15 protein-coding genes are annotated in these 23,210 nt (G+C 72.0%); 4 read left to right on the top strand and 11 right to left on the bottom strand.

What is annotated here, in order from left to right; all coding sequences use genetic code 11:
- The first annotated feature begins 255 nt into the window (after positions 1-255).
- Both BDK92_RS23050 and BDK92_RS23045 read left to right on the top strand, forming a co-directional pair.
- Positions 256-1,683, top strand: coding sequence for a UDP-glucose dehydrogenase family protein (locus tag BDK92_RS23050; RefSeq protein ID WP_121158576.1), 1,428 nt, complete (start codon positions 256-258; stop codon positions 1,681-1,683).
- A gap of 173 nt (positions 1,684-1,856) precedes the next feature.
- On the top strand, positions 1,857-7,055 hold the full coding sequence (locus tag BDK92_RS23045) for an SCO7613 C-terminal domain-containing membrane protein (protein ID WP_121158575.1): 5,199 nt from the start codon (positions 1,857-1,859) through the stop codon (positions 7,053-7,055).
- A gap of 157 nt (positions 7,056-7,212) precedes the next feature.
- Here BDK92_RS23045 and BDK92_RS23040 read toward each other — a convergent pair whose 3' ends face one another.
- The 9 genes from BDK92_RS23040 to mca all read right to left on the bottom strand — a co-directional run bounded on the left by BDK92_RS23040 (position 7,213) and on the right by mca (position 19,045).
- Complete coding sequence (locus BDK92_RS23040) at positions 7,213-8,514, bottom strand: WXG100-like domain-containing protein (RefSeq protein ID WP_121158574.1); 1,302 nt, start codon at positions 8,512-8,514, stop codon at positions 7,213-7,215.
- On the bottom strand, positions 8,511-8,885 hold the full coding sequence (locus BDK92_RS23035; protein ID WP_170208655.1) for a type VII secretion target: 375 nt from the start codon (positions 8,883-8,885) through the stop codon (positions 8,511-8,513). The genes BDK92_RS23040 and BDK92_RS23035 overlap by 4 nt, the downstream gene beginning before the upstream one ends.
- 323 nt (positions 8,886-9,208) lie before the next feature.
- Positions 9,209-10,852 carry a glutaminase A gene (gene glsA, locus BDK92_RS23030; RefSeq protein WP_121158572.1) on the bottom strand — a complete coding sequence of 548 codons (1,644 nt, stop codon included), beginning with the start codon at positions 10,850-10,852 and terminating at the stop codon, positions 9,209-9,211.
- A 233-nt stretch (positions 10,853-11,085) separates the two neighbouring features.
- On the bottom strand, positions 11,086-11,580 hold the full coding sequence (purE, locus tag BDK92_RS23025; protein ID WP_121158571.1) for a 5-(carboxyamino)imidazole ribonucleotide mutase: 495 nt from the start codon (positions 11,578-11,580) through the stop codon (positions 11,086-11,088).
- Positions 11,581-11,594: 14 nt separating this feature from the next.
- A complete protein-coding gene (locus tag BDK92_RS23020; protein ID WP_121158570.1) occupies positions 11,595-12,767 on the bottom strand; it encodes a 5-(carboxyamino)imidazole ribonucleotide synthase in 1,173 nt (390 codons plus the stop codon).
- A gap of 173 nt (positions 12,768-12,940) precedes the next feature.
- Positions 12,941-14,929 carry a thioredoxin domain-containing protein gene (locus tag BDK92_RS23015; RefSeq protein WP_121158569.1) on the bottom strand — a complete coding sequence of 663 codons (1,989 nt, stop codon included), beginning with the start codon at positions 14,927-14,929 and terminating at the stop codon, positions 12,941-12,943.
- A gap of 56 nt (positions 14,930-14,985) precedes the next feature.
- On the bottom strand, positions 14,986-17,550 hold the full coding sequence (locus BDK92_RS23010) for a putative bifunctional diguanylate cyclase/phosphodiesterase (protein WP_121162505.1): 2,565 nt from the start codon (positions 17,548-17,550) through the stop codon (positions 14,986-14,988).
- Between the two features lie 262 nt (positions 17,551-17,812).
- Positions 17,813-18,109 carry a hypothetical protein gene (locus tag BDK92_RS23005; RefSeq protein WP_121158568.1) on the bottom strand — a complete coding sequence of 99 codons (297 nt, stop codon included), beginning with the start codon at positions 18,107-18,109 and terminating at the stop codon, positions 17,813-17,815.
- A gap of 51 nt (positions 18,110-18,160) precedes the next feature.
- On the bottom strand, positions 18,161-19,045 hold the full coding sequence (mca, locus tag BDK92_RS23000; protein WP_121162504.1) for a mycothiol conjugate amidase Mca: 885 nt from the start codon (positions 19,043-19,045) through the stop codon (positions 18,161-18,163).
- A 144-nt stretch (positions 19,046-19,189) separates the two neighbouring features.
- Between mca and BDK92_RS22995 the strand changes: the two genes are divergently transcribed.
- Both BDK92_RS22995 and greA read left to right on the top strand, forming a co-directional pair.
- Positions 19,190-19,624 (top strand): DUF4307 domain-containing protein, encoded by a 435-nt coding sequence (locus BDK92_RS22995; RefSeq protein WP_121158567.1) that lies wholly within the window; start codon positions 19,190-19,192, stop codon positions 19,622-19,624.
- A 212-nt stretch (positions 19,625-19,836) separates the two neighbouring features.
- On the top strand, positions 19,837-20,337 hold the full coding sequence (gene greA / locus BDK92_RS22990; protein ID WP_121158566.1) for a transcription elongation factor GreA: 501 nt from the start codon (positions 19,837-19,839) through the stop codon (positions 20,335-20,337).
- Between the two features lie 121 nt (positions 20,338-20,458).
- On the opposite strand, the gene ilvA is transcribed toward greA, so the two are convergent.
- Together ilvA and BDK92_RS22980 are read right to left on the bottom strand one after the other, a co-directional pair.
- Entirely contained in the window at positions 20,459-21,682 is a 1,224-nt protein-coding gene (ilvA, locus tag BDK92_RS22985; protein WP_121158565.1) for a threonine ammonia-lyase, read from the bottom strand.
- 137 nt (positions 21,683-21,819) lie between these two features.
- Positions 21,820-23,202, bottom strand: a complete 1,383-nt coding sequence (locus BDK92_RS22980; protein WP_121162503.1) for an amidase — start codon at positions 23,200-23,202, stop codon at positions 21,820-21,822.
- Between the last annotated feature and the right edge of the window lie 8 nt (positions 23,203-23,210).

The raw sequence follows: 23,210 nt of genomic DNA, 5'->3' as shown, positions 1-23,210 counted from the left end.
AGTCGGCGCGCGACCGTACCGGGCTCCGGAACGGGGGCGATTGTGAAGATGCCGACCGAACGGACGACACCCCGACCGCGCCGCGTAAGCTCTGCCTCTGTCGTTGCCTGCGCAGTCGGCCCTCAGGCCGCACCCTCGCAGTAGCGCACGGAATGTGTAGTCCAAATAAATTTGTCCCAATTGGCGTCGTGGTGACGCCGCCCTGCCCACCGCGACGCAAGGAAGCGCCGCCCAGTGCGAGCGGAGAGAACAGGCGTGACAATCCCTTACCCGAGCACACAACCCAAGCCGGCAATCGTCGCGGTTAGCCCTCCCTCCGGCGCCGCTCGGCCGCGGCTGACCTTCCTCGGCACCGGCTACCTGGGCGCGACGTACGCGATCTGTTTCGCCGAACTCGGCTACGACGTGATCGGGTTCGATGTCGACGCGAACAAGATCGCCAAGCTCGCCGGCGGCGAGGTGCCGTTCCACGAACCCGGCCTCGACGAACTGCTGCGCCGCAACCTGGCCGCCGGCCGGCTCCGGTTCAGCACGTCGTACCAGGAGACCGCGGAGTTCGGCGACGTCCACTTCATCTGCGTCGGCACCCCGCAACGTGCCGACGGGATGGGCGCCGATCTGTCGTACGTCGAGACGTCCGTCACAGGGCTGGCCCAGCACCTGACCCGCAAGGCCCTGATCGTCGGCAAGTCGACCGTACCGGTCGGCACCGCCGAGTGGATCGAGCAACTGGTCGGCAAGCACGTCCCGGCCGACCTCGGTGTCGAGGTCGCCTGGAGCCCCGAGTTCCTCCAGGAGGGCTTCGCCGTCGAGGACGTGCTCCGCCCCAACCGGATCGTCGTCGGGGTCAAGAGCGAGTGGGCCAACGGCATGCTCTACGCCGCCCACAAGGGCGTCTTCGACCTGGCCGCCACCGAGGACCGCGAGGTTCCCCTGGTGGTCACCGACTTCGCCACCGCCGAACTGGTCAAGGTCGCGGCGAACGCCTTCCTCGCCACCAAGATCTCGTTCATCAACGCGATGGCCGAAGTCTGCGAGGTCGCCGGCGGCGACGTCACCCAGCTGGCCCGCGCGATCGGCTACGACCCGCGCATCGGCAACCGCTTCCTCCAGGCCGGCGTCGGCTTCGGCGGCGGCTGCCTGCCGAAGGACATCCGGGCGTTCCAGGCTCGGGCCCAGGAACTCGGCGCCGGCGAGGCGCTCCGGTTCCTGCACGAGGTCGACCTGATCAACCTGCGTCGCCGTACCCGGGTCCTGCAACTCGCCTCTGAGCTGCTCGGCCGCCGCTACGGCCCGGCCGGTCCCGACCTCTCCGGCACCCGGATCGCCGTGCTCGGCGCCACCTTCAAGCCCAACTCCGACGACGTCCGCGACGCCCCCTCCCTGGCGGTCGCCGCGCTGCTCGCGAAGGCCGGCGCGGACGTACGGATCTTCGACCCCGAGGGGATGGAGAACGCCCGCCGGGCGCAGCCGGACCTCACCTACGAGGCCAGCATGAACGACGCCGTAACCGGCGCCGACCTCGTCTGCGTCCTCACCGAGTGGGCCGACTTCCGCAACGCCGACCCGGTCGCCCTCGGCGAACTCGCCGCCGGCCGTCGGGTCGTCGACGGCCGCAACTGCCTCGACTCCGCACTCTGGACGCAGGCCGGCTGGGAATACCGGGGCATGGGCCGCCCCTGATCGCACGCCTCCCCGGAGGCATGAATCAACATGAATCACCTCGGCCGGTCACGGATCCACTCGGATCCGTGACCGGCTTTTCCGATCTCCCACCGGCGAGGGACTGTTCAACCCTCGCCTGCTTTCGGCATGCTTCCAGGTGAGTCCACTTTGCAGGCCGCTCGGGAGGTGCCATGAGTACGTACCGGTGCTCTTCGTGCGGCCGGGAGATCGAAGCCGCGCCCCGCTGCCCGCACTGCGGGGCCGAGCAGGGTCAGTGGGCGGACGACCTGGCCCGGATCGAACGCTCCATCGCCGAAATCAAGATGCGCGACGCCGCCATCGCCAGCGAACAGAAACAACTCGCCGCGAAGATGCAGGCCGCGCTCTTCCAACGGGACATCCTCACCCACGCCAACGACGAGCGTCTGAAACAGACGACCAAGCCACGACGGGTGTTACGCCGACGCGGCAACCGGCGGCCGCCAACCGTCGACACCGGCCAGCCGCCACCCCGGGTGCCCCGGCAGAACGTCACCACCTCCGGCAGCACCGCCACCGGCCGGGGTGACGAGCGACCGACCGCCTCGCCACCACCGCCGCCACCCCGGCGCCCCGGGATGACCGGCGGACGCGGGCCAGGGAGCCGCCCCGGCAGCGCCCCGCCCGGCAACCAGCCGGAAGCCTCGAACCGCGAGGTGCAGAACATCCTGCTCGGCCTCGGCGCGCTGCTGCTCGGCGTCGCCGCGGTCGCCTTCGCCGCCGTCGCGATCAGCTCCCAGAACGACTTCAGCCGGGTCGCGATCCTGCTCACCGCGACCGGGCTGATGCTGGTCGCGCCGCCGATCGTGGCCCGACGCGGACTCACCGCCACGGCCGAGACGATCGCCGCCGTCGGCCTGCTCCTGGTGCCGCTCAACGGGTACGCGATCTTCGCCATCGACGTCATCTGGACCAGCGGGCTGCCAGGACCGGTCTTCGCCGGCCTGACCTGTCTGCTCACCGCCGCCATCGGCTGGGTGTACGGCAGCGCCACCGGCCTGCACGTCGGGCGGTACGCCACCCTGATCGCCGGCCAACCGGTGCTGCCCCTGCTCGCGTACGAGTGGATCAGTGGGGCTACCGGCTGGGCACTCGTCCTGGCCATGGTCGCCGCGATCGACCTCGCCCTGGCCCGGGCCTTCACCCGGGACAGCCTGCTGGCACCCCCGCCCGCCGCCGGCTGGCAACCGGTCCCGCCCCGCAGCGCCCCGGCAGACGACGAACCGTTCGTCGACGGTCCGCGCCGCCGCCCCACCGACGACGGCGAACCCGGGCTGGACCGGCCCGAATCCGCCCCGGAGGAGGCGGACGCCGTACTCACCGTGCCGACCGGGCGGCGGGAGGAACGGCCGGGACGCGTCACCCTGGAACCGGAACGCCCCCCACCGCCCCGACCCGCCCGGGCCGCCGCCTGGTCGACCATGGCCGCCCCGAGCACCCCGTGGCTGCGCGAGCTGAGCTGGACGCTGCACGGGCTCGCCGTTGGCGCCGCCCTGCTCTACGCGGTTGTCGCCCTGGTCGGCACCGAGACCGTACCGGGCGCGTTCCGGGCCGGGGTGGTGCTGATCCTGGCCGCCGCGATCGGACTGGCCGGGGCGCTCTCGATCGGCCGGGCGCCACTGCCCGCACTCGCCGCCGGCGTACTCACGCTCGCGGTGATCGGCGCCGCCGGACGAATCGCCGCCGTGGCGCTACCCGGCCGGGCGCTGCTGCTCATCGCGCTCGTCGTCGCCCTGACCGGTCTCGGCGTACGGATGGTGCCGGAAGCCTGGCGCCGGGGGCCGCAACTCGCCTCGGCGGTCGCGCTGGTGGTCATCGGGGTCGTCGTCGCCGGCAGCGCACTGCGCGCGGCACTCGCCCCGATCCAGGCCGCCCTGCCGGTCTGGCGGGCCGACCTCAGCGGCTACCCGGACGCCCTCGCCAACACCGTCGGGCCCGCCGCCTGGCAACTCGTGGCGACCGCCTTCCTGCTCACCGTCGCCGCGGTGGTCGCCCTGCCACCGGAGATGCGCCGGGAGTTCGCCGTCACCGGGGCAGCGCTGACCGCACTCGCCGCCCCCGCCTCGCTCGGGCTCCCGTGGGCCGCCGCCCCCTGGCCACCGGTCCTGGTGGCGATCGGCATCGGCGTCGTCGGCCTCACCGCCGACACCCGGCGGGGTGCCCTCACCCACGCGGTCGCGGCGGCGCTGGTCGGACTCGCCGGAGCCGGGGCCGCCGCCGCCCGTCCCAGCCTCACCGCGGCGGTCCTGCTCACCCTCGCGGTGGCCGGCCTGCTGATCAGCCTCGCGCCGAGAGTCGGCGGCATCACGCTCGGCGAGTCGGGGCACCTCGTGGCCAACTGGGCCGCCGGCGGCGCCGCGTTCGCCCTACCCGGAGCGGTCGCCGCGTTCGTCGCCGCGACCGTACCCGTCGACCCGACCCCGACCGCCGCGTCGGTGCGGGACGCGACCGAGCCGGTCCTCGCGGCCAGCTACCTGGCCGTCTGCGCGACCCTGCTGTACGCGGCCCTCGCCCAGGTGTCGCAGCGGCACATCAGCCTGCCGCTGACCCTGGGCACCGGCTTCGGCGCGCTCGCCGTCACCGCCGCCGCGTTCGGGGCGCCCGGCGCCGCCGTCGCCGACGCCTGGGTCGGCGCGCTGCTCATGGTCTCCGCGGTGCTGCTCTTCCTGGCCCCGTCGATCGACGCCGGGCGGCGGGCCGACCGGTTGCTCGACGGCTCCGACTTCGCCGCCGCCGCCGCGACCGCCGGACTCGTCGGGGCGTTGGCCCGGATCGCCGGCATCCTCGCCCCCGGTGCCGAACTGGCGGTCGGTGCCGGCCTCGTGCTGGTCGTCGCGGTCGGGGTACGCGCGTTGCCGGAGCACTGGCGGCGGGGCCCGATCCTCGGCATCGCGCTCAGCGGCGGGGTGATCGCCCTGATCGCCGGCTACACCGCGATCAGCGGCGGCCTGCGGGTGCTCGCCACCCCGGGCCGGATCTGGGCCGCCGACCTCGACGCCTGGCCGCTGGGAAGCACCGGCGGCAGCGCCTGGCAGGCCCCGATCGCCCTGGTCCTGCTCGCCGCGGCGGCAGCCGCCGCCCTGCCCCGTCCGTGGAAGTACGACATCGCCGGGGTCTGCGTCGGGCTCGCCACCATCGGCACCCCGGCCGCCCTCGGCCTGCCCTGGTGGTCACCGATCGTGGTCGGCGGCGCGGTCGCGACCGCGTACGGGATGGCCGCCGCCGCGGCCGCCGACCCCCGGGCCGGCCTGGCCCGCGCCACCGTCGCCGCCGTCGTGGCGCTGCACGCGGTCGGCGCGAGCCTGGTCCGGCCCTGGACGACAGCCGCCGCGCTCGGGGTGATCGCCCTCGTCGGCCTGGTCGTCGCGGTGCTCGCCCGGACGATCGGCAACCTCGCCCCCGCCCCCGACACCGGTGGACGGAGAACCAACGGTGACCCCGGGTACGACGAACCATTCGACGACGACCTGGCAGACGACCGGGACAGCGAGTTGGCCGGCCGGGCCGAACCCATCGACGACCTGCCCCCGCACCTCGGGCAGATCGGTGGCGCGGCGGCCGGTGGCGCGCTGCTCGCCCTGCCCGGTGCGTTCGCCGCCCTGGCCGCCGCCCTCGGTTTCACCGCCGAGATCGTGCTCACCAGTGCACTCGCCGCGTCGAGTCTGGGTGTCGCCCTGCTCGCCCTGGCCCGGCGGCGGGTCCCGCGCTACCTGCCGTACGCGACCGTCGGCGTGGTCGGCGGGGCGACCATCACCGCCGTCGCCTCGATCCCCACCGGCCTGCCCGCCGGCGTCTACGCGGCGGCGGCGGCACTGCTCGGTGTCCTCGCCGAACTGGCCCGGGCCGCCACGCCACCGCCGGGTAGCGGCGCCCAGCCGATCCGCCGCTGGTCGGTGATGCTCGGTGGCGCCGTCCGCCAGTTGCCCGACCAGCCCCGGGGACGCTGGGCGATCAGCCCGACCGTGGGCGCGATGGCCGCCGCGGTGCTGCCGACCCTGGTCGCCGTGGCCACCCTGGCGCCGGTCCTGGTCGCCGCGCTGGTCGAGCCGTACCAGGTGCTCTCCGGAATCTGGGAGGGTGCGCCCGAGGCGATCGCGAACCCGAGCGGCAACGCGGTCGACGGCACCCACGTGCTCGCGGCGCTGCTGCTGACCGTGGCGGCGGCGCTCGCCGCGACCGGATTTGTCGGCGGCCGACCGGCGCGGGCGATCCCGGTCATCCTGCCCGGGGCGGCGATCACCGTCCTGATCGCCCCGATCTCGCTCGGGCTCGGCTGGCCGAACAGCACGATGGCCGCCCTGGCCGTGTTCACCATCGCCATGCTCGGGCTGGCGCTGACCCCGCCACCGCCGGACGCGGAACGGGCGCGGTCACTGCGGCTCACCCGGATCCTGGTCTTCGCCATCGGCCTGGCCGCCGGTGGCGCCGGGCTCGCCGGTGCCCTCGCCACCCGGGAACTGACCCTGTTCACGCTCGGTGCCGCGGTGGCGGTCGGTGGCGTCGCCGCGTTCGCCGGGCGGACCCAGCCCGCCCGGATCCTCGGCTGGCTCTTCGCCTCGGTCATGGCCCAGCTCTTCGTCTTCACCGTCGGGCTGGTCGCCGGCCTCGACCCGGTCTGGTCCGCGTTCGGCGTACTCGCGGTCGGCGCGGCACTGCTGCTGATCGCCGCGACCCTGCCCCGGCTGCGCCGACCCGAGTCGCTGCGCGAGGCGGCGACGGTCGAATGGACCGGGTACGGCGCCGCGCTCATCGCCGGGGCGCTCGCCTTCGACTCGCCCCGGCACATCGCCGCCCTGCTCGCCGCCTGGGGCGCCGTACTCGGTGTGGCGGCGACCCGGCCGGGACGTCGGGTGGTGGCCCGGCGGATCCTCTTCTGGGCCGCCGTGGGCTGCGAGATCAGCGCCTGGTGGCTGCTGATGGGGGTCGCCGACGTGGCCCTACCGGAGGCGTACACGCTGCCGTTCGCGGCGCTCGCCCTGCTGGTCGGCATCCTGGAACTGCGGCACCGGCCGGACCTGAGCAGCTGGGTCGCGTACGGCCCCGCACTGGTCGCCGCGTTCCTGCCCACCCTGGTGATCGTGCTCGGCACCTCCGGCGGCGACCTGCGCCAGATCCTGCTGCTGCTCGGCGGCGTCGCCGTGCTGATCTTCGGTTCCTGGCGTCGCCAGCAGGCCCCGGTGATCATCGGGGCGATCGTCACCGTGATCGCCACCCTGCACCTGCTGACCGTCTTCGGGCCATGGCTGGTGCTGATCCCGGTCGGCATCGTGCTGCTGGTCCTCGGCGCCAGCAACGAGCGGCGCACCAAGGCTCAGGAACGCCTGCGCGGCGCCCTGCGCGGCATGCGCTGACCGGGTGCCCCGCCCGGACCGGCGGGGCACCCGGTGCACGCGACCGAATCGCTGACCGGAAGGCATGGTGTCGGCGTCCCGAAACCTGCTTCCGCCGTCCCCGGTTCGATCAGCCTGGGGGTGCGCCTGGCGCGTGACTGGCCAGGGTGGAGGGGCTTCAGTCAGTCCACGGGTTTTTCACAAGTGCGGGCGGTAGATCATCACTTTGCGGTGGCGTGTGAGGTACGGCGGTGTTCGTGTCTGCCCACGGGTTCGGCTCGGTGGGCGGGGGCGGCACGTTGGCCGGCGGTCGGATGACTGTCGGGTTGTTCGATGACGGCATGTCCTGCCACACTTCGTGGCCGCCGCCGCTGGTCGACGTGGGCCACTGGTACGGGCTCGGCGAATCGTTCGTCGGCGGGTTGTCGCCGTCGCCACTGTTGGACGTGGCCGGTGGTTGCGGGCGGGCCCCACGGTCGAGGTAGCGGTTGAGGCCTCGTTCGATGTGGTCGGCCGGGGAGATGGACACCTTGTTGCCCGGGTTCATTGCGGAGTGGCGTAAGCCCCAGGCACCGTTGAAGGCGCCGTTGGCGGCTCCGGAGACCCAGTCGCCGGAGAGTCCGAAGACGTGGTCCTGAGCCGCTCCTTCGGCCATACCGGCGAGCGCCCCGTACCCGGCACCCCAGGCCAGGTTCCCGGTCGCTTTGCCCACGACCGGCAGGACGCGCCCATTGCCGGGCAACCGCCCGTTGCCGGGCAACCGGTTGAGACCCGAGCGGATGAGCTTGCCGGCACCGGACCGGAGTATCCCGCCCAGGAAGCCCGCGCCGACACCGACCGCGCCGCCGACCGCCCCGTTGATCGCGGCCGTGCGCAACTGGTCGCCGTTCAACGTCCGGCGGTGGCCCTGCGCCATCTCGATCAGCTGAGCCAGCAGGGTGAAGCCGACCTGCGCGAGTACCGATTCGGCGACCCGGGTCACGGCGGTGATGAGCACTCGGCGCAGTACCGCCACGAGGAACGTCCGGCCTGCGGCTATGTCCGCTGCGGCTTTCGCCGCGCCGCCGAATGCCCACATCAGCGCGTCGATCGCCAGTTGTATGAAGAGCACCACCAGGCAGCCGATGATCGTGATCCGCAGTGTCTCGATCTCGTTGGCGAGTTCCTCCAGCGAGTCGGCGGCCGAGTCACAGCAGGCGGCAAGGACCGGCAGGATCGCCGACTCGTCATCCGACCCCGTACCGATCAGCCCCGCCACGTAATCGTCGAACGCCTGCCGGGTCTCGCCCTCCAGCCCCTCGTCCACCAGACGCTTGACGGTGGCCACCTGCTCGGCGCAGGAACGGACAGTCTTGGCTGCCTCGCGCCAGGCGGCCGCCTCGGCACGCAGGGCGGTCTCGTCACCGGTCGGCCACTTGTTGCCGGCCAGGATCATCAACAGGTTCTGCAGTTCCGGCGGCACATGATGCGCGTCGATCACGACTTGGCCAGTGGTGACGGTTGCACCAGCGACCGCGCCATCACGGTCGCGTCACCCTCGACGTCGACGAAGGTACGGCTGGTCTGCCGCAGCTTCTCGGCCATGTCGCGCAGCACCTCGGGCAGCTCCTCCAGGGCCTGTATCAGCGCCTGGCGGGGCTCGGCGAACACCGACCCGAAACTCTGCCCCAACCCCGGGTCATCACCCCACGGGGTCGGTCCGGAACGGTCCACCGCGCTCTCCACCAGCCGCGCCGCCCCAGCCGCCTCACCCGCCGCCTCGCCGGCCACGGCAGCCGCCTTGTCCAGCGACTCAGTGTCCACCACCAGGTGACCGGGCAGGTCCAGCGGGCCGCCCGGACCATCCGGCACCGGCGCGTCGAAACCCGGGGCCGTAACCGGCGCGTTGCGATAGCCACCCACTGGTCCCGGAACGTCCGGACCAGGCGTAGACGGCGTGGGCACAGGTGACCTCCCGAAGCCGAACAAACGGCTCTATCGAGGCCGTCCACCCAGCACAGCAGCGCCCACCGCTTCGCTGGAACCGGCTTTGACGACACCTGTACACCCACATACACGATCTTGACGGGCTCCTGATGCCTACGTGACGCCCCCGCGGCATGCGATGACCAGGTCGGGTCCGGGTCGCTTGAGCAGACGTACGCCGCCGCCGGCCGAGTCGACCGCCGGACCGCTCAGCCTGCGACTGGAAGGGCGACCAACTCGGCGTCGGCCAGGTCCGCCGTTCTCTCCCGCAGCAGGTCCACGATGGTCTGGTGGTTTCCGCGTACGGCGTCGACGACCGGGGTGCCGCCCCACCGGTCGACCGGAGCGGAGTCCACCCCCTGGTCGAGCAGATACTCGACGATGTCGTACCGCCCCTCGGAGGCGGCCAGATGAAGGGCGGTACGGCCGTCGTAGTCGCCGACGTTCGGGTCGACGCCACCGGCGACCAGGGCCCGCACCTCGTCAAGGTCGCCCTGGCTGGCCGCCCAACACAGCCTGACCATGTCGTTGCGCGCCGCCTCGTGCCTCCGCTTCCGCGGATCGCGCTTGCCCGAGTTCCCGTTGTCGACCAACCCGTCGAAGACGTGGAAGTTGTACTTCGACACCAGGCTGCGACAGAACTCGATTCCCCGCACGGAATTACCCAGTGGGTCGAGCCGGGGCGACCAGATGCAAATCCCCATCACCTGAGGAATCACCAGCATCAGCGCGCCGGAAACTCCACTCTTGGCCGGCAGTCCGATCGAGAAGGCAAACTCGCCGGAATAGTCGTACATCCCGCACGAGGACATGAGCGACAAGCAGTTCTGGACCGTACCCGTCGAGAATATCCGCCCACCGCCCAATGGGGAGACACCGCCGCCGGCAAGTGACGCCGCCACCACGGCCAGCGACTCGGCATCGATCTCCAGCGAACAGCACTGGAAGTAGAATTCCAGTGTGTCGAGCAGGTTGGTACCCGGCGGGAAGGCGCCACTTTCCCGCATGGAGTAGCCCAGCGCGAAGTTCCGGTCGGCGGTCTGCCGCTCGGACAGGTACACCGCGTTGTTGAATCCGATCCGTCCGCCGCCGGAGAGTTTCCGCCACGCATCCGTGTAGTGATCGAACCGATCGGCCGCGTCCAGCTCGGGACGTATGAGGGAGCAGCACATGATGGCCCCCGAATTGATCATCGGGTTGTGCGGCAGTCCGTCGTTGTTCAGCGTCAACTCGTTGAAGCCCCGGCCGCTCGGCTCCCGGCCCACATGCCGGTGGACAACGTCGGCCCCGTGCTCCTCCAGCGCCAGGCAGTAGTTGATCGGCTTGCAGACCGATTCCACGCAGAAGCCGGTGCTGGAATCGCCGATGGCGAACCGCTGGCCGTCGACCGTACAGACCGCGATGGCCAGTTGATTCGGATCGACCCGGGCCAGTTGCGGTATGTAGTCGGCGACCGCTCCCCGCTCGTCGCCGAGCAGCGCCTCGTACATGCCCGTCAGCTCGTCGGTGAAGGTGGCGAAGTCCGGAACCACCAGATCGCCACGAAGCGCACGAGCAACAAGATCGTTGTCGCGCTGACACAGCGCGACGAAGCTCTCCAGGCTCAGACCCCGAACGTCACCGGACCCGGCACGAACATGCGCCAGCGTGTCCCGCAGCCGAGGATCGCTGGCGGAGATCCCCGCCGGGCCGAGGCGGTTGATCAGCTCCAGCGGAGAGACGGTTCCGTCGGCGGCGTGGCTGAACGAGTCGTACAGCCTCTGACAGGTCGCCGTTGCGTCGACGACGCGCGCATCCTGCGGGCGGACCAGGCCGGAGGTCGGCGCACCGTTGCTGCCAAACTTCGCCGTCATCGTGGTTCCTCCCCGTCCCGACCACCTGTCGGGTCGGACGTCGTAGTGGCCGGCGAACTCGTACGGCTCTGCTCTTCAGACGTACGGGAGCCCGAACGGTTCACCAGCCACCGCCCGAATCCCGGGCAGGCCGGGTCGGCTACGACGAAATCGGCGTCCGATACTCACCTGCTGCCGCATCGCAGGCATCCACCGATCGAATCAGCGGACGTGACGCGCCAGGGCGTCGGAGCTCAGGACGTGAGGCTGGCCTGGAGTGCCTTTTCCTTCTGCTCCACCAGAACCTCCAGCGACTCCGCGAACGCGGTGACCCGGGCCTGCAACTCGGCGTCGCCGGTGGCCAGGATCCGTACGGCGAGCAGCCCGGCGTTACGGGCGTTGCCGATCGAGACCGTGGCGACCGGGATGCCGGCCGGCATCTGCACGATCGAATAGAGCGAGTCCACCCCGTCGAGGTGCTTGAGCGGAACCGGCACGCCGATCACCGGCAGCGGGGTGACCGAGGCGACCATGCCCGGCAGGGCAGCCGCCCCACCCGCACCCGCGATGATCACCTTGAGGCCGCGCCCGGCCGCCTGCTGGCCGTACTCGATCATCTTGACCGGCGTACGGTGCGCCGAGACGACCCGCACCTCGTAGCCGATACCGAACTCGTCCAGCACGTCTGCGGCGGCCTTCATCGTGGGCCAGTCCGAGTCGCTTCCCATGATCAGACCGACCTGGGTCACTGCTTCCGCAGCCGTCATCGCCCCTCCTGGAGCCACTGGGCGGCCCGCGCGGCGCGTGCCCGTACCTGTTCGAGGTTGTCGCCGAGGACCGTGACGTGGCCGATCTTCCGACCGGGACGGACCTGCTTGCCGTAGAGGTGCACCTTGGCACCCGGATCGGTGGCGAAAAGGTGGTGCAACCGTTCGTCGATCGAGATCCCACCCTCGGCCCCGCCGAGCACGTTCGCCATCACCACGACCGGCGCGGCCAACGCGGTGTCCCCCATCGGATAGTCGAGCACCGCCCGCAGGTGCTGCTCGAACTGCGACGTCCGGGCACCCTCGATGGTCCAGTGGCCGGAGTTGTGCGGGCGCATGGCCAACTCGTTGATCACCAGCGCCGGGCTGCCGTCCGGGCCGGTGACCTCGAACAGTTCGACCGCGAGCAGGCCGACCACGTCGAGCGTGGTGGCGATGTCGATCGCCAGCTGCTGGGCGGCCAGGGCCAGCGGCTCCGGCAGGTCCGGCGCCGGCGCGAGCACCTCGACACAGATGCCGTCCCGCTGCACCGTCTCCACCACCGGGTACGCGGCGACCTGCCCGAACGGCGAACGAGCCACCTGTACGGCCAGCTCGCGCCGGAGCGCCACCCGCTCTTCCACAATCAGCTCGGTGCCACTGTCGAGCAGCTTCGACACCAGGGCGCCCCCGTCGGCGGCGTCCGACACGACCCAGACGCCACGGCCGTCGTACCCCCCACGGGCCGCCTTGAGCACCACCGGCCAGCCGACCTCGTCCCCGAAGCCGGTGAGGTCCGCCGGGGCGGCCACCGGCCGCCAGCGCGGCACCGGTGCGCCGAGCGCACCGAGCCGTTCCCGCATCGCGCGCTTGTCCTGCGCGTAGAGCAGGGCGTCAGCGGACGGGTAGAGGGTCACCTCTTCGGCCGCGAGGGCGCGGATGTGTTCGGACGGCACATGCTCGTGGTCGAAGGTGACCACGTCGCAGCCCTTCGCGAAGATCCGTAGCGCGAAGAGGTCGGTGTGGTCGCCGTACCGGACGTCGGCGGCGACCAGCGCGGCCCCGTCCTCCGGGGTGAGCGCCAGGACACGCAGTGACTGGCCGAGGGCGATCGCGGCCTGGTGGGTCATCCGGGCGAGCTGCCCGCCCCCCACCATGCCGACAACGGGCAGACCGGTTCGAGAATCCATAACGCCGGCAAGCCTAGCGGGCTCTGCGCCCCCCGGCCCCCGCACCCGGCCCCGGGGGTAAGGAAGGGCCCCTTGTTATCGCTTTCTGTATAGGAAGGGGCCCTTCCTAACGCAGGCATCGGCGCGCCCGGCGAGGGCGTCAGCTGGCGCGGGGGTGGCTGGCGGGGCGGGGGTCAGGCGAGTTGGGCGAGCAGGTCGTCGACGGTATGAACCGGACGGTCACAGACAAAACCTCGGCAGACGTACGCCGTGGAGCCCCCCGCCAGCAGCGGTCGGTCCGCGAGCAGCGGCACCCCCGGCTGGTCCGGCGCCCCGGCGACGACCACCGCCCCGGGTGGCGCGTGCCGCCGGGCGGCCAGCAGCAGCGGATCGCCCACCGGATCGGTGGTGACGATCGCCACCTCGTACGGCCCGGAGAGCAGCGCCTCCCCGCTGGTGGCGGCGTAGCCGGCGAACCGGGCGTGCCGGGCCACGATCGGGGCGACCGTGGCCAGTGCGGTCTCGGCGACCTCCCGGTAGCGCGGCTCACCGGTCAGCGCCGAGTACGCCACCAGCGCCGCCACCAGGGCGGAGAGCCCGGACGGAGTGGCGTTGTCGGTCGGGTCGGCCGGCCGGGTGATCAGCTTCTCGGCGTCGTCGGCGGTGTCGTAGAACCCGCCGCTCCCGGTCGCGAAGTGGGCCAGCGCCACGTCCAGCAGTTCACCGGCGAGCGTCAACCAGCGCCCCTCGCCGGTGAGCTGGTGTACGGCACAGAACGCCTCGGCCACCGCCCCGTAGTCCTCCAGCACCCCGGCGGGTTCGCCGACCTTGCCGTCCCGGGAGACCCGGCGCAGCCGCCCGTCGACGATGTGCCGCTCGGCCAGCACCCCGGCGATGTCCCGGGCCGCGCCGGCGGTCACCGCGTCACCGGTCAGGGTCGCGTACTCGACCAGGGCGGTGACGGCCAGCCCGTTCCAGGCGGCGACCACCTTGTCGTCCCGGGACGGCTGGGGGCGCAGGTCGCGTACGGCGCGCAGGGCGCCCCGCACCCGCCGCCAGCGGGCCGCCACCTCGGGGTCGACGTCGTCGATGTCGCGGGCGAGTCTGAGCACGCTCGTACCGTGTTCGAAACTGCCAGCCGGGGTGACCGCGAAGAGGTCGGCCGCCCACTGCCCGTCGTCGGTGCCGAGCGCCTCGACGAGTTGGGCGGGGGTCCAGGCGTAGGTGGCGCCCTCCACTCCCTCGGTGTCCGCGTCGAGGGCGGAGGCGAGCCCACCGGCGGCGGTGCCGAGGTCGTCCAGGAGGAAGCCGGCGGTCTCCGCCGCGATCCGCTCGGCCATCCGGTCCCCGGTGAGCCGCCAGAGCTGGGTGTAGACGCGCAGCAGGAGGGCGTTGTCGTAGAGCATCTTCTCGAAGTGCGGCACGGTCCAGTGCCCGTCCACCGAGTAGCGGGCGAAGCCACCCGCGAGCTGGTCGTAGATCCCGCCCCGGGCCATCGCCTCGGCGGTGTGCCGGACGATCTCCAGTGTCCGAACCGATCCCGTCCGCTGGTAGTGCCGCAGTTGGAAGAGCAGGTTCATGTGCGGCGGGAACTTCGGGGCGCCACCGAACCCGCCGTTGACGGAGTCGTACTCCCGGGCAAGCTGCTCGGCGGCGGCGTCGAGCAGCTCGGCGGTGAGCGGGGCGGTCGGCCCGCCGACAGCCTGGGCGCCCCCGATCGCCTCGACCACCGCGGCGCCCTGCTGCAACACGGCCTCGCGCTGGTCCCGCCACGCGGTGGTGACCGATTCGAGCAGTCGGACGAAGTTGGCCCTGGGGAAGTACGTGCCGCAGAAGAACGGGGTGCCGTCGGGCGCGGCGAGTACGGTCATCGGCCAGCCGCCCTGACCGGTCATCGCCTGGGTGGCGGTCATGTAGACCGCGTCGACGTCCGGCCGCTCCTCCCGGTCCACTTTGATCGACACGAAGTTGTCGTTGAGCAACCCGCCGACCGCCGGGTCCTCGAACGACTCGTGCGCCATCACGTGGCACCAGTGGCAGGCCGCGTACCCCACCGAGATCAGCACGGGTACGTCGCGCCGCTTCGCCTCGGCGAACGCCTCCTCGGACCACGGCCACCAGTCGACCGGGTTCTCCGCGTGCTGGAGCAGATAGGGGCTGGTCGCGCTCGCCAGTCGATTCACCTGACGACCATATCCAGCGGCGGCCGGTCGCACTCGCGTCCCCCGGTTGGCGCCGGTCAGGAAGCGCCGTCGGCGCGCAGCGGGAAGATCCGGGCCTGCTGGGCGCTGTCGAGCTGGCTACGAAGCACCGTAACGATCTTGTCGGAGGGCATCGGCCGGAAGAAGTGGTAGCCCTGGGCGGCGGTGCAGCCCAGTTCGACCAGGGCGGCGCGCTGGTCGGCGGTCTCCACCCCCTCGGCCACCACCCGGAGGCCAAGCTCCCGTCCGAGCCCGACGGTCGACCGTACGATCGCCGCGGCCTCCGGGGAGTCGGCCATCGCCATCACGAAGGACCGGTCCACCTTGAGTTCGTCGACCGGCACCCGGGTCAGGAAGGTGAGCGAGGAGAAGCCGGTGCCGAAGTCGTCCACCGCGAGCTGGATGCCCATCGCCCGGAGTTCCGAGAGCACCTCGTCGATCACGCCCAGCTCGCTCATCACCACCGTCTCGGTGATCTCCAGCACCAGCCGGTGGGCCGGCACCTGGTGCCGGCGCAGCGACTCGGCCACCTCCGCCGGCAACCTCGGGTCGAGCAGGCTGCGCGCGGAGAGGTTGATCGAAATCGGTACGTCGAGTCCGTGCCGGGCCCAGTCGGCGGCGACCGCGAGCGCCTTGTCGATCACGTACCGGGTGAACGGGCCGAGTAGTTCGCTGCCCTCGACGGTACGGACGAAGTCGACCGGTCCGAGCCGACCCCGTCGCGGGTGGCGCCAGCGGATCAGGGCCTCCACCCCGGTTGGCGCCCCGGTGGCGAGGTCGACCGCGGGTTGCAGGGCGAGCATGAGCTGGTCGTCCGAGGCGAGCGCCTCACGCAGCTCGGCGAGGAGCGCGAGCTGGTCGGTGCTGGCCGCGTCCTGGCTGCTGTCGTAACTGGCGACGCTCCCGCCGCCCGCCTTGGCCTGGTACATCGCGATGTCGGCCCGGCGCAGCAGCTCGGTCATGTCGGCGGTGCCGGCGCCGGCCACCACCACGCCCACCGATGCCTCGACCGACATCCGTACGCCGGCGACCTCGGTCGGTGCGGCCAGCTGGGCCACGATCTCCCGGGCCCGGCGCAGTGGGTACGGCAGCGAGGCGGGCCACTCGCCGAAGATGTTCAGCTCGGTCGCGACCGGCAGCGGCAGCGGCGTCGCCGGCAGCGGCGTGGCCGGCACTGGCGTGGCCGGCACTGGCGTGGCCGGCAGCGACGTGATCAGCAGGGCGAACTCGTCACCGCCGAGCCGGCCGAGCACCTCGCCGTCGCAGCGGAGCTCCTGCAGCCGGCGGGCGGTCACCTGGAGCAGTTCGTCTCCGGCGGCGTGCCCGAGGGTGTCGTTGACCTCTTTGAAGTTGTTGATGTCGAGCAGCAGCAACGCCACCGGGTGGTCGTGCCCGAGCCGGTGCAGCGCCAGGTCACCCTTGCTCAGCATCGCGGCGCGGTTGACCAGCTTGGTCAGGGGGTCGTGCACCGCCTCGTACGACGACTGGGCGGCCATGATCCGCAGTTCCTGGTGGGAGGCGGCGTCGTGCAGCGCGGCCGCGAGGGCGTCGGCGAACGCCGACAGGACGTCCTGGTCCCGCTCGCCGGGGACGACCGACCGGGGCAGCCGCACCCGGAGTTCACCGACCTGTGCGTTGCCGATCTCCAGCGGACGCGACAGCACGGGGTCACCGATCTCGCGCTGGGGCCGTACCACCAGGTCCTGGTCCGTCACCGGTCCGCCGGCGGTGACGCTGTAGCGCCGCCACCGCCCGTCGCCCCGCGCCACGTCGAGGTCGACCCCGTCCGCGCCGAAGACCGCCAGCGCGCCGCTCACCCCCGCGGTCGCCACGTCGCGTTCGTCGAGCTGGTTGAGGGTGCTGGTGGCCTCGGCAAAGGCCCGCCAGGTACGGCGTTCGTCGTCGGCCCGCAGCCGCTGGTCGTACGTCTGCTGCAACAGCCACCAGACCGGCGGCAGCACCAGCAGCCAGCGGGGACTGTGTTCGAGGATGGTGACGACGGCGAGACCGACCAGGACGTTGCCGACGAACATCAGGAGCTTGCCGCGCAACGCGCGCAGCAGTAGCTGCCCCATCGGCAGCCGGTGCCGCAGCGACATGGTCAGCGCGGCCAGCCAGCCGGTGGCCAGCAGGTAGGTCAGCGCGCCGAGCAGGAGCGCTGTGGCGAGCGCGGGGGTCAGCCCGGCGCCGAGCGGGGCGCCGAAGGCGGTGGCCACGGTGGTGGCGACGGCGACGGCGGCGGTCAGGGAGGCGGCGATGTGCACCACCTCGACGACCGAACGGCGGTCTGGGAAGATCGACAGCAGTCCCCAGCCGAGTCCCGCCCCGACCAGGGCGGCGACCGGGAGCCAACCGGCCGGCATCAGGTAGAGCCCGATGACGAGGGCGGCTTCGCCCCAGGTCACGCTGACCATGCCGGTGGCGACCCGGAAACGCAGCCGGGCGAGCTGGGCGAGCGCGAACACCCCGGCGACGATGGCGATCCGGACGAGCGGTTCGACGGAGCCGAGCGGGTCGTCCGGTGGCAGTTGGGCCGGGACCGCGAGCCCGGCACCGGCGGCGGCGAGCGCCGCCGCCAGCACCGCCGCGGTGAGGACGAGCATGCGGCGGGGCGTTTCGGTGATGCCGACCAGGGCCGCGAACCGCGGGGCGGCCGGCCGGCCCGATGTCACGGGCCGCCTCCGCCCACAGTTCCCGGACGCAGGGCGTCAGCGGGCCGCGCACCGCGCCGGGCGTCGGGTCTGACTCTCATCGGCGCCCCCTCCCGCGCACGGTGCGGGGACTTTTGGTCCCCGGCGGAAGGCTAAGCCAAACCGGTTTGGCGCAACAGGGGGCGGCCGGCCGGTTTAGCCGGGATCATGCCGGCTAGCGGCCGTTCCCGCCCTGGTGGGAGGCACTGGGAGCGCTCCCGCCAGATTCCTCTGTCAAGTCCGCCTCACCGACCCGCGTAACGGACGAATCGGCCTGCCCGGACCGGGCGTCGAGGGGCTGGTCGGGGAACCGGTCCGGCAACCGCCGCAGCCGCGCGTTCATGTTGCGGATCAACAGAACCGTGGCGATGGCCAGCACCACGATCAGGAAGAGGCCCATCGGGCCGGCCAGGCCACCGGTCCGGGTGTCCCCGAAGTTGTTCGCCGCGAGCACCTGCACAGCGGTCAGCATGACTGGGATCCTTCGATAGGCGAGCTCTCACAACAGTACGCCTGGACTGGGTCAACGGGCACGGGCGGTCCCACGTATGCCGGCAAAGAGGTCAGACTCCGGCATCGGACTCTCCACCAGCGACTTGACCAACTCGAAGTCCTCGGTCGGCCAGGCTCGTTGCTGGATCTCCATCGGCACCTGGAAGAAGAAGCCGTCCGGGTCGATCTGGGTGGCGTGAGCCCGCAGCGCGTCGTCGCGGACAGGAAAGTACTCGGCGCACTCCACCCGGGTGGTGATCCGTGGCCCCTTGTCCGGGCGGTCCTCCCCCCAGTTCTTGAGCCACTCCTCGTACGGCGACGTGAGACCCGCCGCGAGCACCGCCTCGTGCAGCGCCATGAACCGCGCCTTGGAGAAGCCGATGTCGTAGTAGAGCTTCAACGGCTGCCACGCCTCGCCCAGCTCCGGGAACTGGTCGGGGTCACCGGCGGCCTCGAAGGCGGCCACGGTGATCTTGTGGCACATGATGTGGTCCGGGTGCGGGTAGCCGCCGTCCTCCGGGTAGGTGGTCACCACGTGCGGCCGGAACTCCCGGATCAGCCGGACCAGCGGGCCGGTCGCCACCGCCAGGTCCTGCAGCCCGAAACAGCCCTCGGGCAGCGGCGGCAGCGGGTCCCCCTCGGGCAGCCCGGAGTCGACGAACCCGAGCCACGCCTGCTCGACGCCGAGAATGGCCCGGGCGGCGTCCATCTCCGCCCGGCGGATGTCGGCGATGTTCGCCCAGACGTCCGGGCGGTCCAGCTTGGGGTTCAGGACGCTGCCACGCTCACCGCCGGTGCAGGTCGCCACGAGCACGCTCACGCCCTCGGCGACGTATTTCGCCATGGTCGCGGCGCCCTTGCTCGACTCGTCGTCGGGATGGGCGTGTACGGCCATGAGACGTAGTTGCTCTGCCAACGGATGCTCCTCGTCCGTGCTGCCGTCGAGCCCCCGCGGCTCGACCGGCTGACCTGCCGGTATCGTTCGGTCACCGGCTGCGAAGATGGACTCTGCCATTCTGGCCGATGCCACCGACAACGTGCCCCGCAGGAGATGTGACCGGTGACCGAGACGAACGCCACCCGTTCCTCCGACACGCCGGTCTTCCCCGAGGGCCGGTACGGACACCGCCGCACCTCCGGACGTCGGCGGCCCTGGCTCAGCGCACTGCTGGCGGTCGCCCTGCTGGCCGTGCTGGGACTAGCCGCGGCTCGGCTCTACCGGCAGTACGGCGATCCCACCTACGACGCCCAGGTGATCACCTACACCGACATTACCGACAGCCAGATGCGGCTGGTGTTCCGGGTGACCGTCCCGGCCGGCAGCTCGGCGATCTGCGCGGTACGGGCCCGCTCCCGGGACGGCGCCGAGGTCGCCCGCGAAGAGGTACGCGTAGACGCCCCGCCCGGTGAGCGCCAGCCGGTGGTCGAGCACCTGCTCCGTACGTCCGGCCCGGCGATGATCGGCGAGGTGCTCCGCTGCCGGGCAGCGCACTGAACCGGCACTCGGTCGGTTGCCGGGCCTGAGCCGGGCAACGGAACCTGACCCGGGGGTAGCGCTCCCAGGACGGGCCGTAGGGACTGTCGGGAACTGATTCGGGCGGTTCAGTCGGGTTCGGCAATAAATCACTGCCCGTCCGGTGTGTAGCGCACTGGTAACTTGGTACTTCGTCCTGTCCGCCGTAGTCCGTTCACCCGAGGAGATCGTCTGTGTCGACGACCGACCGCGAGGCGCCCGCCACCTGGCTGTCCCAGGACGCGCACGACCGCCTGCAGGCAGAGCTCAACGAGTTGATCGCTGGCCGCCCGGTGATCGCCGCGGAGATCAACGCACGCCGTGAAGAAGGCGACCTGCGAGAGAACGGCGGATACCACGCCGCCCGCGAGGAGCAGGGCAAGCAGGAGGGACGCATCCGCTACCTGCAGGAACTGCTGCGTACCGCTCAGGTGGGTGAGGCACCCAAGGCCGACTCCGTCGCCCCCGGCACCGTCGTCACGATCCACTTCGACGACGACGAGGAGGACCGGGAGACCTTCCTCCTCGGTTCCCGGGAGATCGCGGCCACCACCGACCTCACGGTCTACAGCCCGGAGTCCGCCCTGGGTAAGGCCATCCTCGGCAGCCGCGCCGGTCAGACGGTCACCTACACCGCGCCGAGCGGCGCGGACATCAAGGTCACCGTGGTGGGCTTCGAGCCGTTCGGCGGCTGATCCCTCCGGGGCGGCGGGGCCGTCCCGTCCACGACGGCACGACCGGGGTCGAGATGTTCGGTCCGACCCCGGTCAGCCAGCTCCCTGCCGCATCGGCGACGGGACGGAAGCTGGTCGTCGGTCAGTCGGCCGTCTCACCGAACGCGACCTGGTATCCACTGGCTCGTAGGGCACTGATCAGTCGATCGGAGTGCTCCGCGCCCCGGGTCTCCACCGAGAGCGCGACCTCGACCTCGCCGAGCCGCAGGTGCGGATTCTGCCGCAGGTGCACCACGTCGACCACGTTGCCGCGATGCTCGGCGATCTGGCTCAACAGCAGCGCCAACTGCCCCGGACGGTCGTTGCAGCGCACGGTCAACCGCAGGTAACGGCCGGCCGCCGCGAGTCCGTGCTCGATCACCCGCAGCATCAGCAGCGGGTCGATGTTGCCGCCGGAGAGGACAGCGACCACCGGCGCCTCCACCTCGACGACGCCGGCGAGCAACGCGGCCACGCCCACCGCCCCGGCCGGTTCGACCACCTGCTTGCCCCGTTCCAGGAGCATCAGCAGGGCCCGGGAGATGTCCTCCTCGGAGACCGTCACGACCTCGTCGACCAACTTGCTCACGTGCGCGAAGGTCAGGTCACCGGGAATCCCCACGGCGATGCCGTCGGCGATGGTGGCGTAGGCGGGCAGCCGTACCGGCCGGCCGGCGAGGAGCGAGGGTGGGAAGGCGGCGGCGCCGGCCGCCTGCACCCCGATGACGCGTACGTCGGGACGGATGGCCTTCGCCGCCACCGCGATACCGGAGACGAGCCCGCCACCGCCGACTCCGGCGACGATCGTCTTCACCTCCGGGCACTGCTCCAGGATCTCCAGCGCGACCGTGCCCTGGCCGGCGATCACGTCGGCGTGGTCGAACGGGTGGATGAAGACCGCACCGGTGCGCTCGGCGAAGTCCCGGGCCGCGACGAGCGACTCGTCGACGGTGTTGCCGACCAGTTCGATCTGGGCGCCGTACCCCTTGGTCGCGGCGACCTTGGGCAGGGGCGCGCCGACCGGCATGAAGACGGTGGCCGAGATGCCGAGCAGGCCGGCGGCGAGGGCCACCCCCTGCGCGTGGTTGCCGGCGCTCGCCGCCACCACGCCACGGGCGCGTTCCGCCTCCGAGAGCCGGGAGATCCGGACGTACGCGCCGCGTACCTTGTACGAGCCGGCGCGCTGCAGATGCTCGCACTTGAGCCACACCGGCCCGTCGAGTGCGGCGCTCAACGGCCGGGACGGCTCGAGCGGGGTGGTCCGGGTGATGCCGGCGAGCAGTTCCCGCGCGGCGCGTACGTCGGCAAGGCCGACCAGGTCCGTCATGTCCCGATCGTCGCATCCCGCCCCGGGCCCGTCACCGGGGGCGGCCCGCTGATGCCCGGCATCACAGCCGCACCGCATCCGCGTTAGGAAGGGCCCCTTGTTAACGCATAGCGTTAACAAGGGGCCCTTCCTAACGGTCAGGCGATGGGTTGGGGGACGCGGGGCCAGCCGGGGGCGTGCCGGGGCCAGGGCGCGGTCATCTCGAACTGTCCGGCGACGCCGAGCAGCAGCAGTTCCGAGCCGGGTGGCCCGACCAGCTGCACTCCGACCGGGAGCCCGTCCGGTCGTACGCCGACCGGCACCACCAGCGACGGCAGGCCGGCGATGTTCCACGGCGCGGCGTACGGGGCGTACCGGATGTTGGTCAGCATGTTCGCCCGCCAGGAACGGGACGCCCATCCGTCGGCCGGCGGCGGGGCGGCGGCCAGCGCCGGGGTGAGCAGCAGGTCCACCGAGTTGTCGGTGAAGAACCCGATGGACCGCTCGCGCCAGGCGGCCCGGTCGGCCTCCCGGACGTAACCCCGGCGGTAGGCCCAGTCACCGAGCCCGATGTGCCGCCGGGTGCGCCGTTGCAGGTTGCGCCGGTCCACCCCGGCCGCTTCGGCGTCGCGGGCGGCGGCGGCGAGCCAGGTGGCGATCCCGCGCAGGCCGATCGCGGTCGGGTAGACCGGGTCCGCCGTGACCGTGTCGTGCCCGGCTGCGGCGAGGAGTCGGGCGCCGGTGGCGACCGCGTCGGTGTTGGGCGCGTCCGGGCGTACGCCGCTCACCGGCGAGCGCAGTGAGACCGCCACCCGCAGCCGCTGCGGCGGGACCAGCTTGTCCGGTCGCCGGCCGGCGAGGACGGAGAAGCCGACGGCGGCGTCGGCCACGGTGGTGGCGAGGATGCCGTGCTCGGTCAGCCCGAACCAGTCGTCCGCGCCGAGCTGGGACGGCACCACACCCGAGCCGGGTTTGAGCGCGACCAGTCCGCAGCAGGCGGCCGGGATGCGCAGCGAGCCCAACGCGTCGTTGCCGTGGGCGATCGGGACCAGCCCGGAGGCGACCGCCGCCGCGGCGCCACCGGACGACCCGCCAGGGGTGCGGTCCGGGTCCCAGGGGTTGCGGGTGGTGGCGCTCTCGTCGTCGGTGAGCGCCCAGAGGCCCAGTTCGGGCATCCGGGTGACGCCGACGATGACCGCGCCCGCACCGCGCAGCCGCCGGACCACCTCGTGGTCGTCCTCGGCGATCGCGGTGCGGGCGGCGGCGGAACCGTTCCAGGTCGGCAGGCCGGCCACGGCGGTGTTCTCCTTGACCGCGATCGGCACCCCGGCGAGCGGCAGGTTGGCCAGGTCGTCCTGCTCGTCGACCTTCTCCGCCTCGACGATCGCCTCACCGCCCCGGATCACCCGGAACGCGGCGAGTTCGCCGTCGCTCCGGGCGATGTGGTCGAGGTGGTCGGCCACCACCTGGGTCGCCGACGCGTCACCTCGACGGACCGCCCGGGCGATCTGCTTGGCGGTCGCGCCCACCCAGGTCGGCATGAGCTCCT

Source organism: Micromonospora pisi (assembly GCF_003633685.1).
Taxonomy (GTDB): Bacteria; Actinomycetota; Actinomycetes; order Mycobacteriales; family Micromonosporaceae; genus Micromonospora_G; species Micromonospora_G pisi.
The sequence above is the reverse complement of the archived record's forward strand: the minus strand, read 5'-3'. Positions and strand labels throughout refer to the sequence as shown.

What these genes read in the sequence shown, in the direction of transcription:
- BDK92_RS23005 (WP_121158568.1), bottom strand. Translation starts at nt 18,109, where the DNA reads ATGCTGACCGCTGTGCAGGTGCTCGCGGCGAACAACTTCGGGGACACC.
- BDK92_RS23010 (WP_121162505.1), bottom strand. Translation starts at nt 17,550, where the DNA reads ATGCTCGTCCTCACCGCGGCGGTGCTGGCGGCGGCGCTCGCCGCCGCC.
- ilvA (WP_121158565.1), bottom strand. Translation starts at nt 21,682, where the DNA reads ATGACGGACCTGGTCGGCCTTGCCGACGTACGCGCCGCGCGGGAACTG.
- BDK92_RS23020 (WP_121158570.1), bottom strand. Translation starts at nt 12,767, where the DNA reads ATGGATTCTCGAACCGGTCTGCCCGTTGTCGGCATGGTGGGGGGCGGG.
- BDK92_RS22980 (WP_121162503.1), bottom strand. Translation starts at nt 23,202, where the DNA reads ATGCCGACCTGGGTGGGCGCGACCGCCAAGCAGATCGCCCGGGCGGTC.
- glsA (WP_121158572.1), bottom strand. Translation starts at nt 10,852, where the DNA reads ATGACGGCGAAGTTTGGCAGCAACGGTGCGCCGACCTCCGGCCTGGTC.
- BDK92_RS23045 (WP_121158575.1), top strand. Translation starts at nt 1,857, where the DNA reads ATGAGTACGTACCGGTGCTCTTCGTGCGGCCGGGAGATCGAAGCCGCG.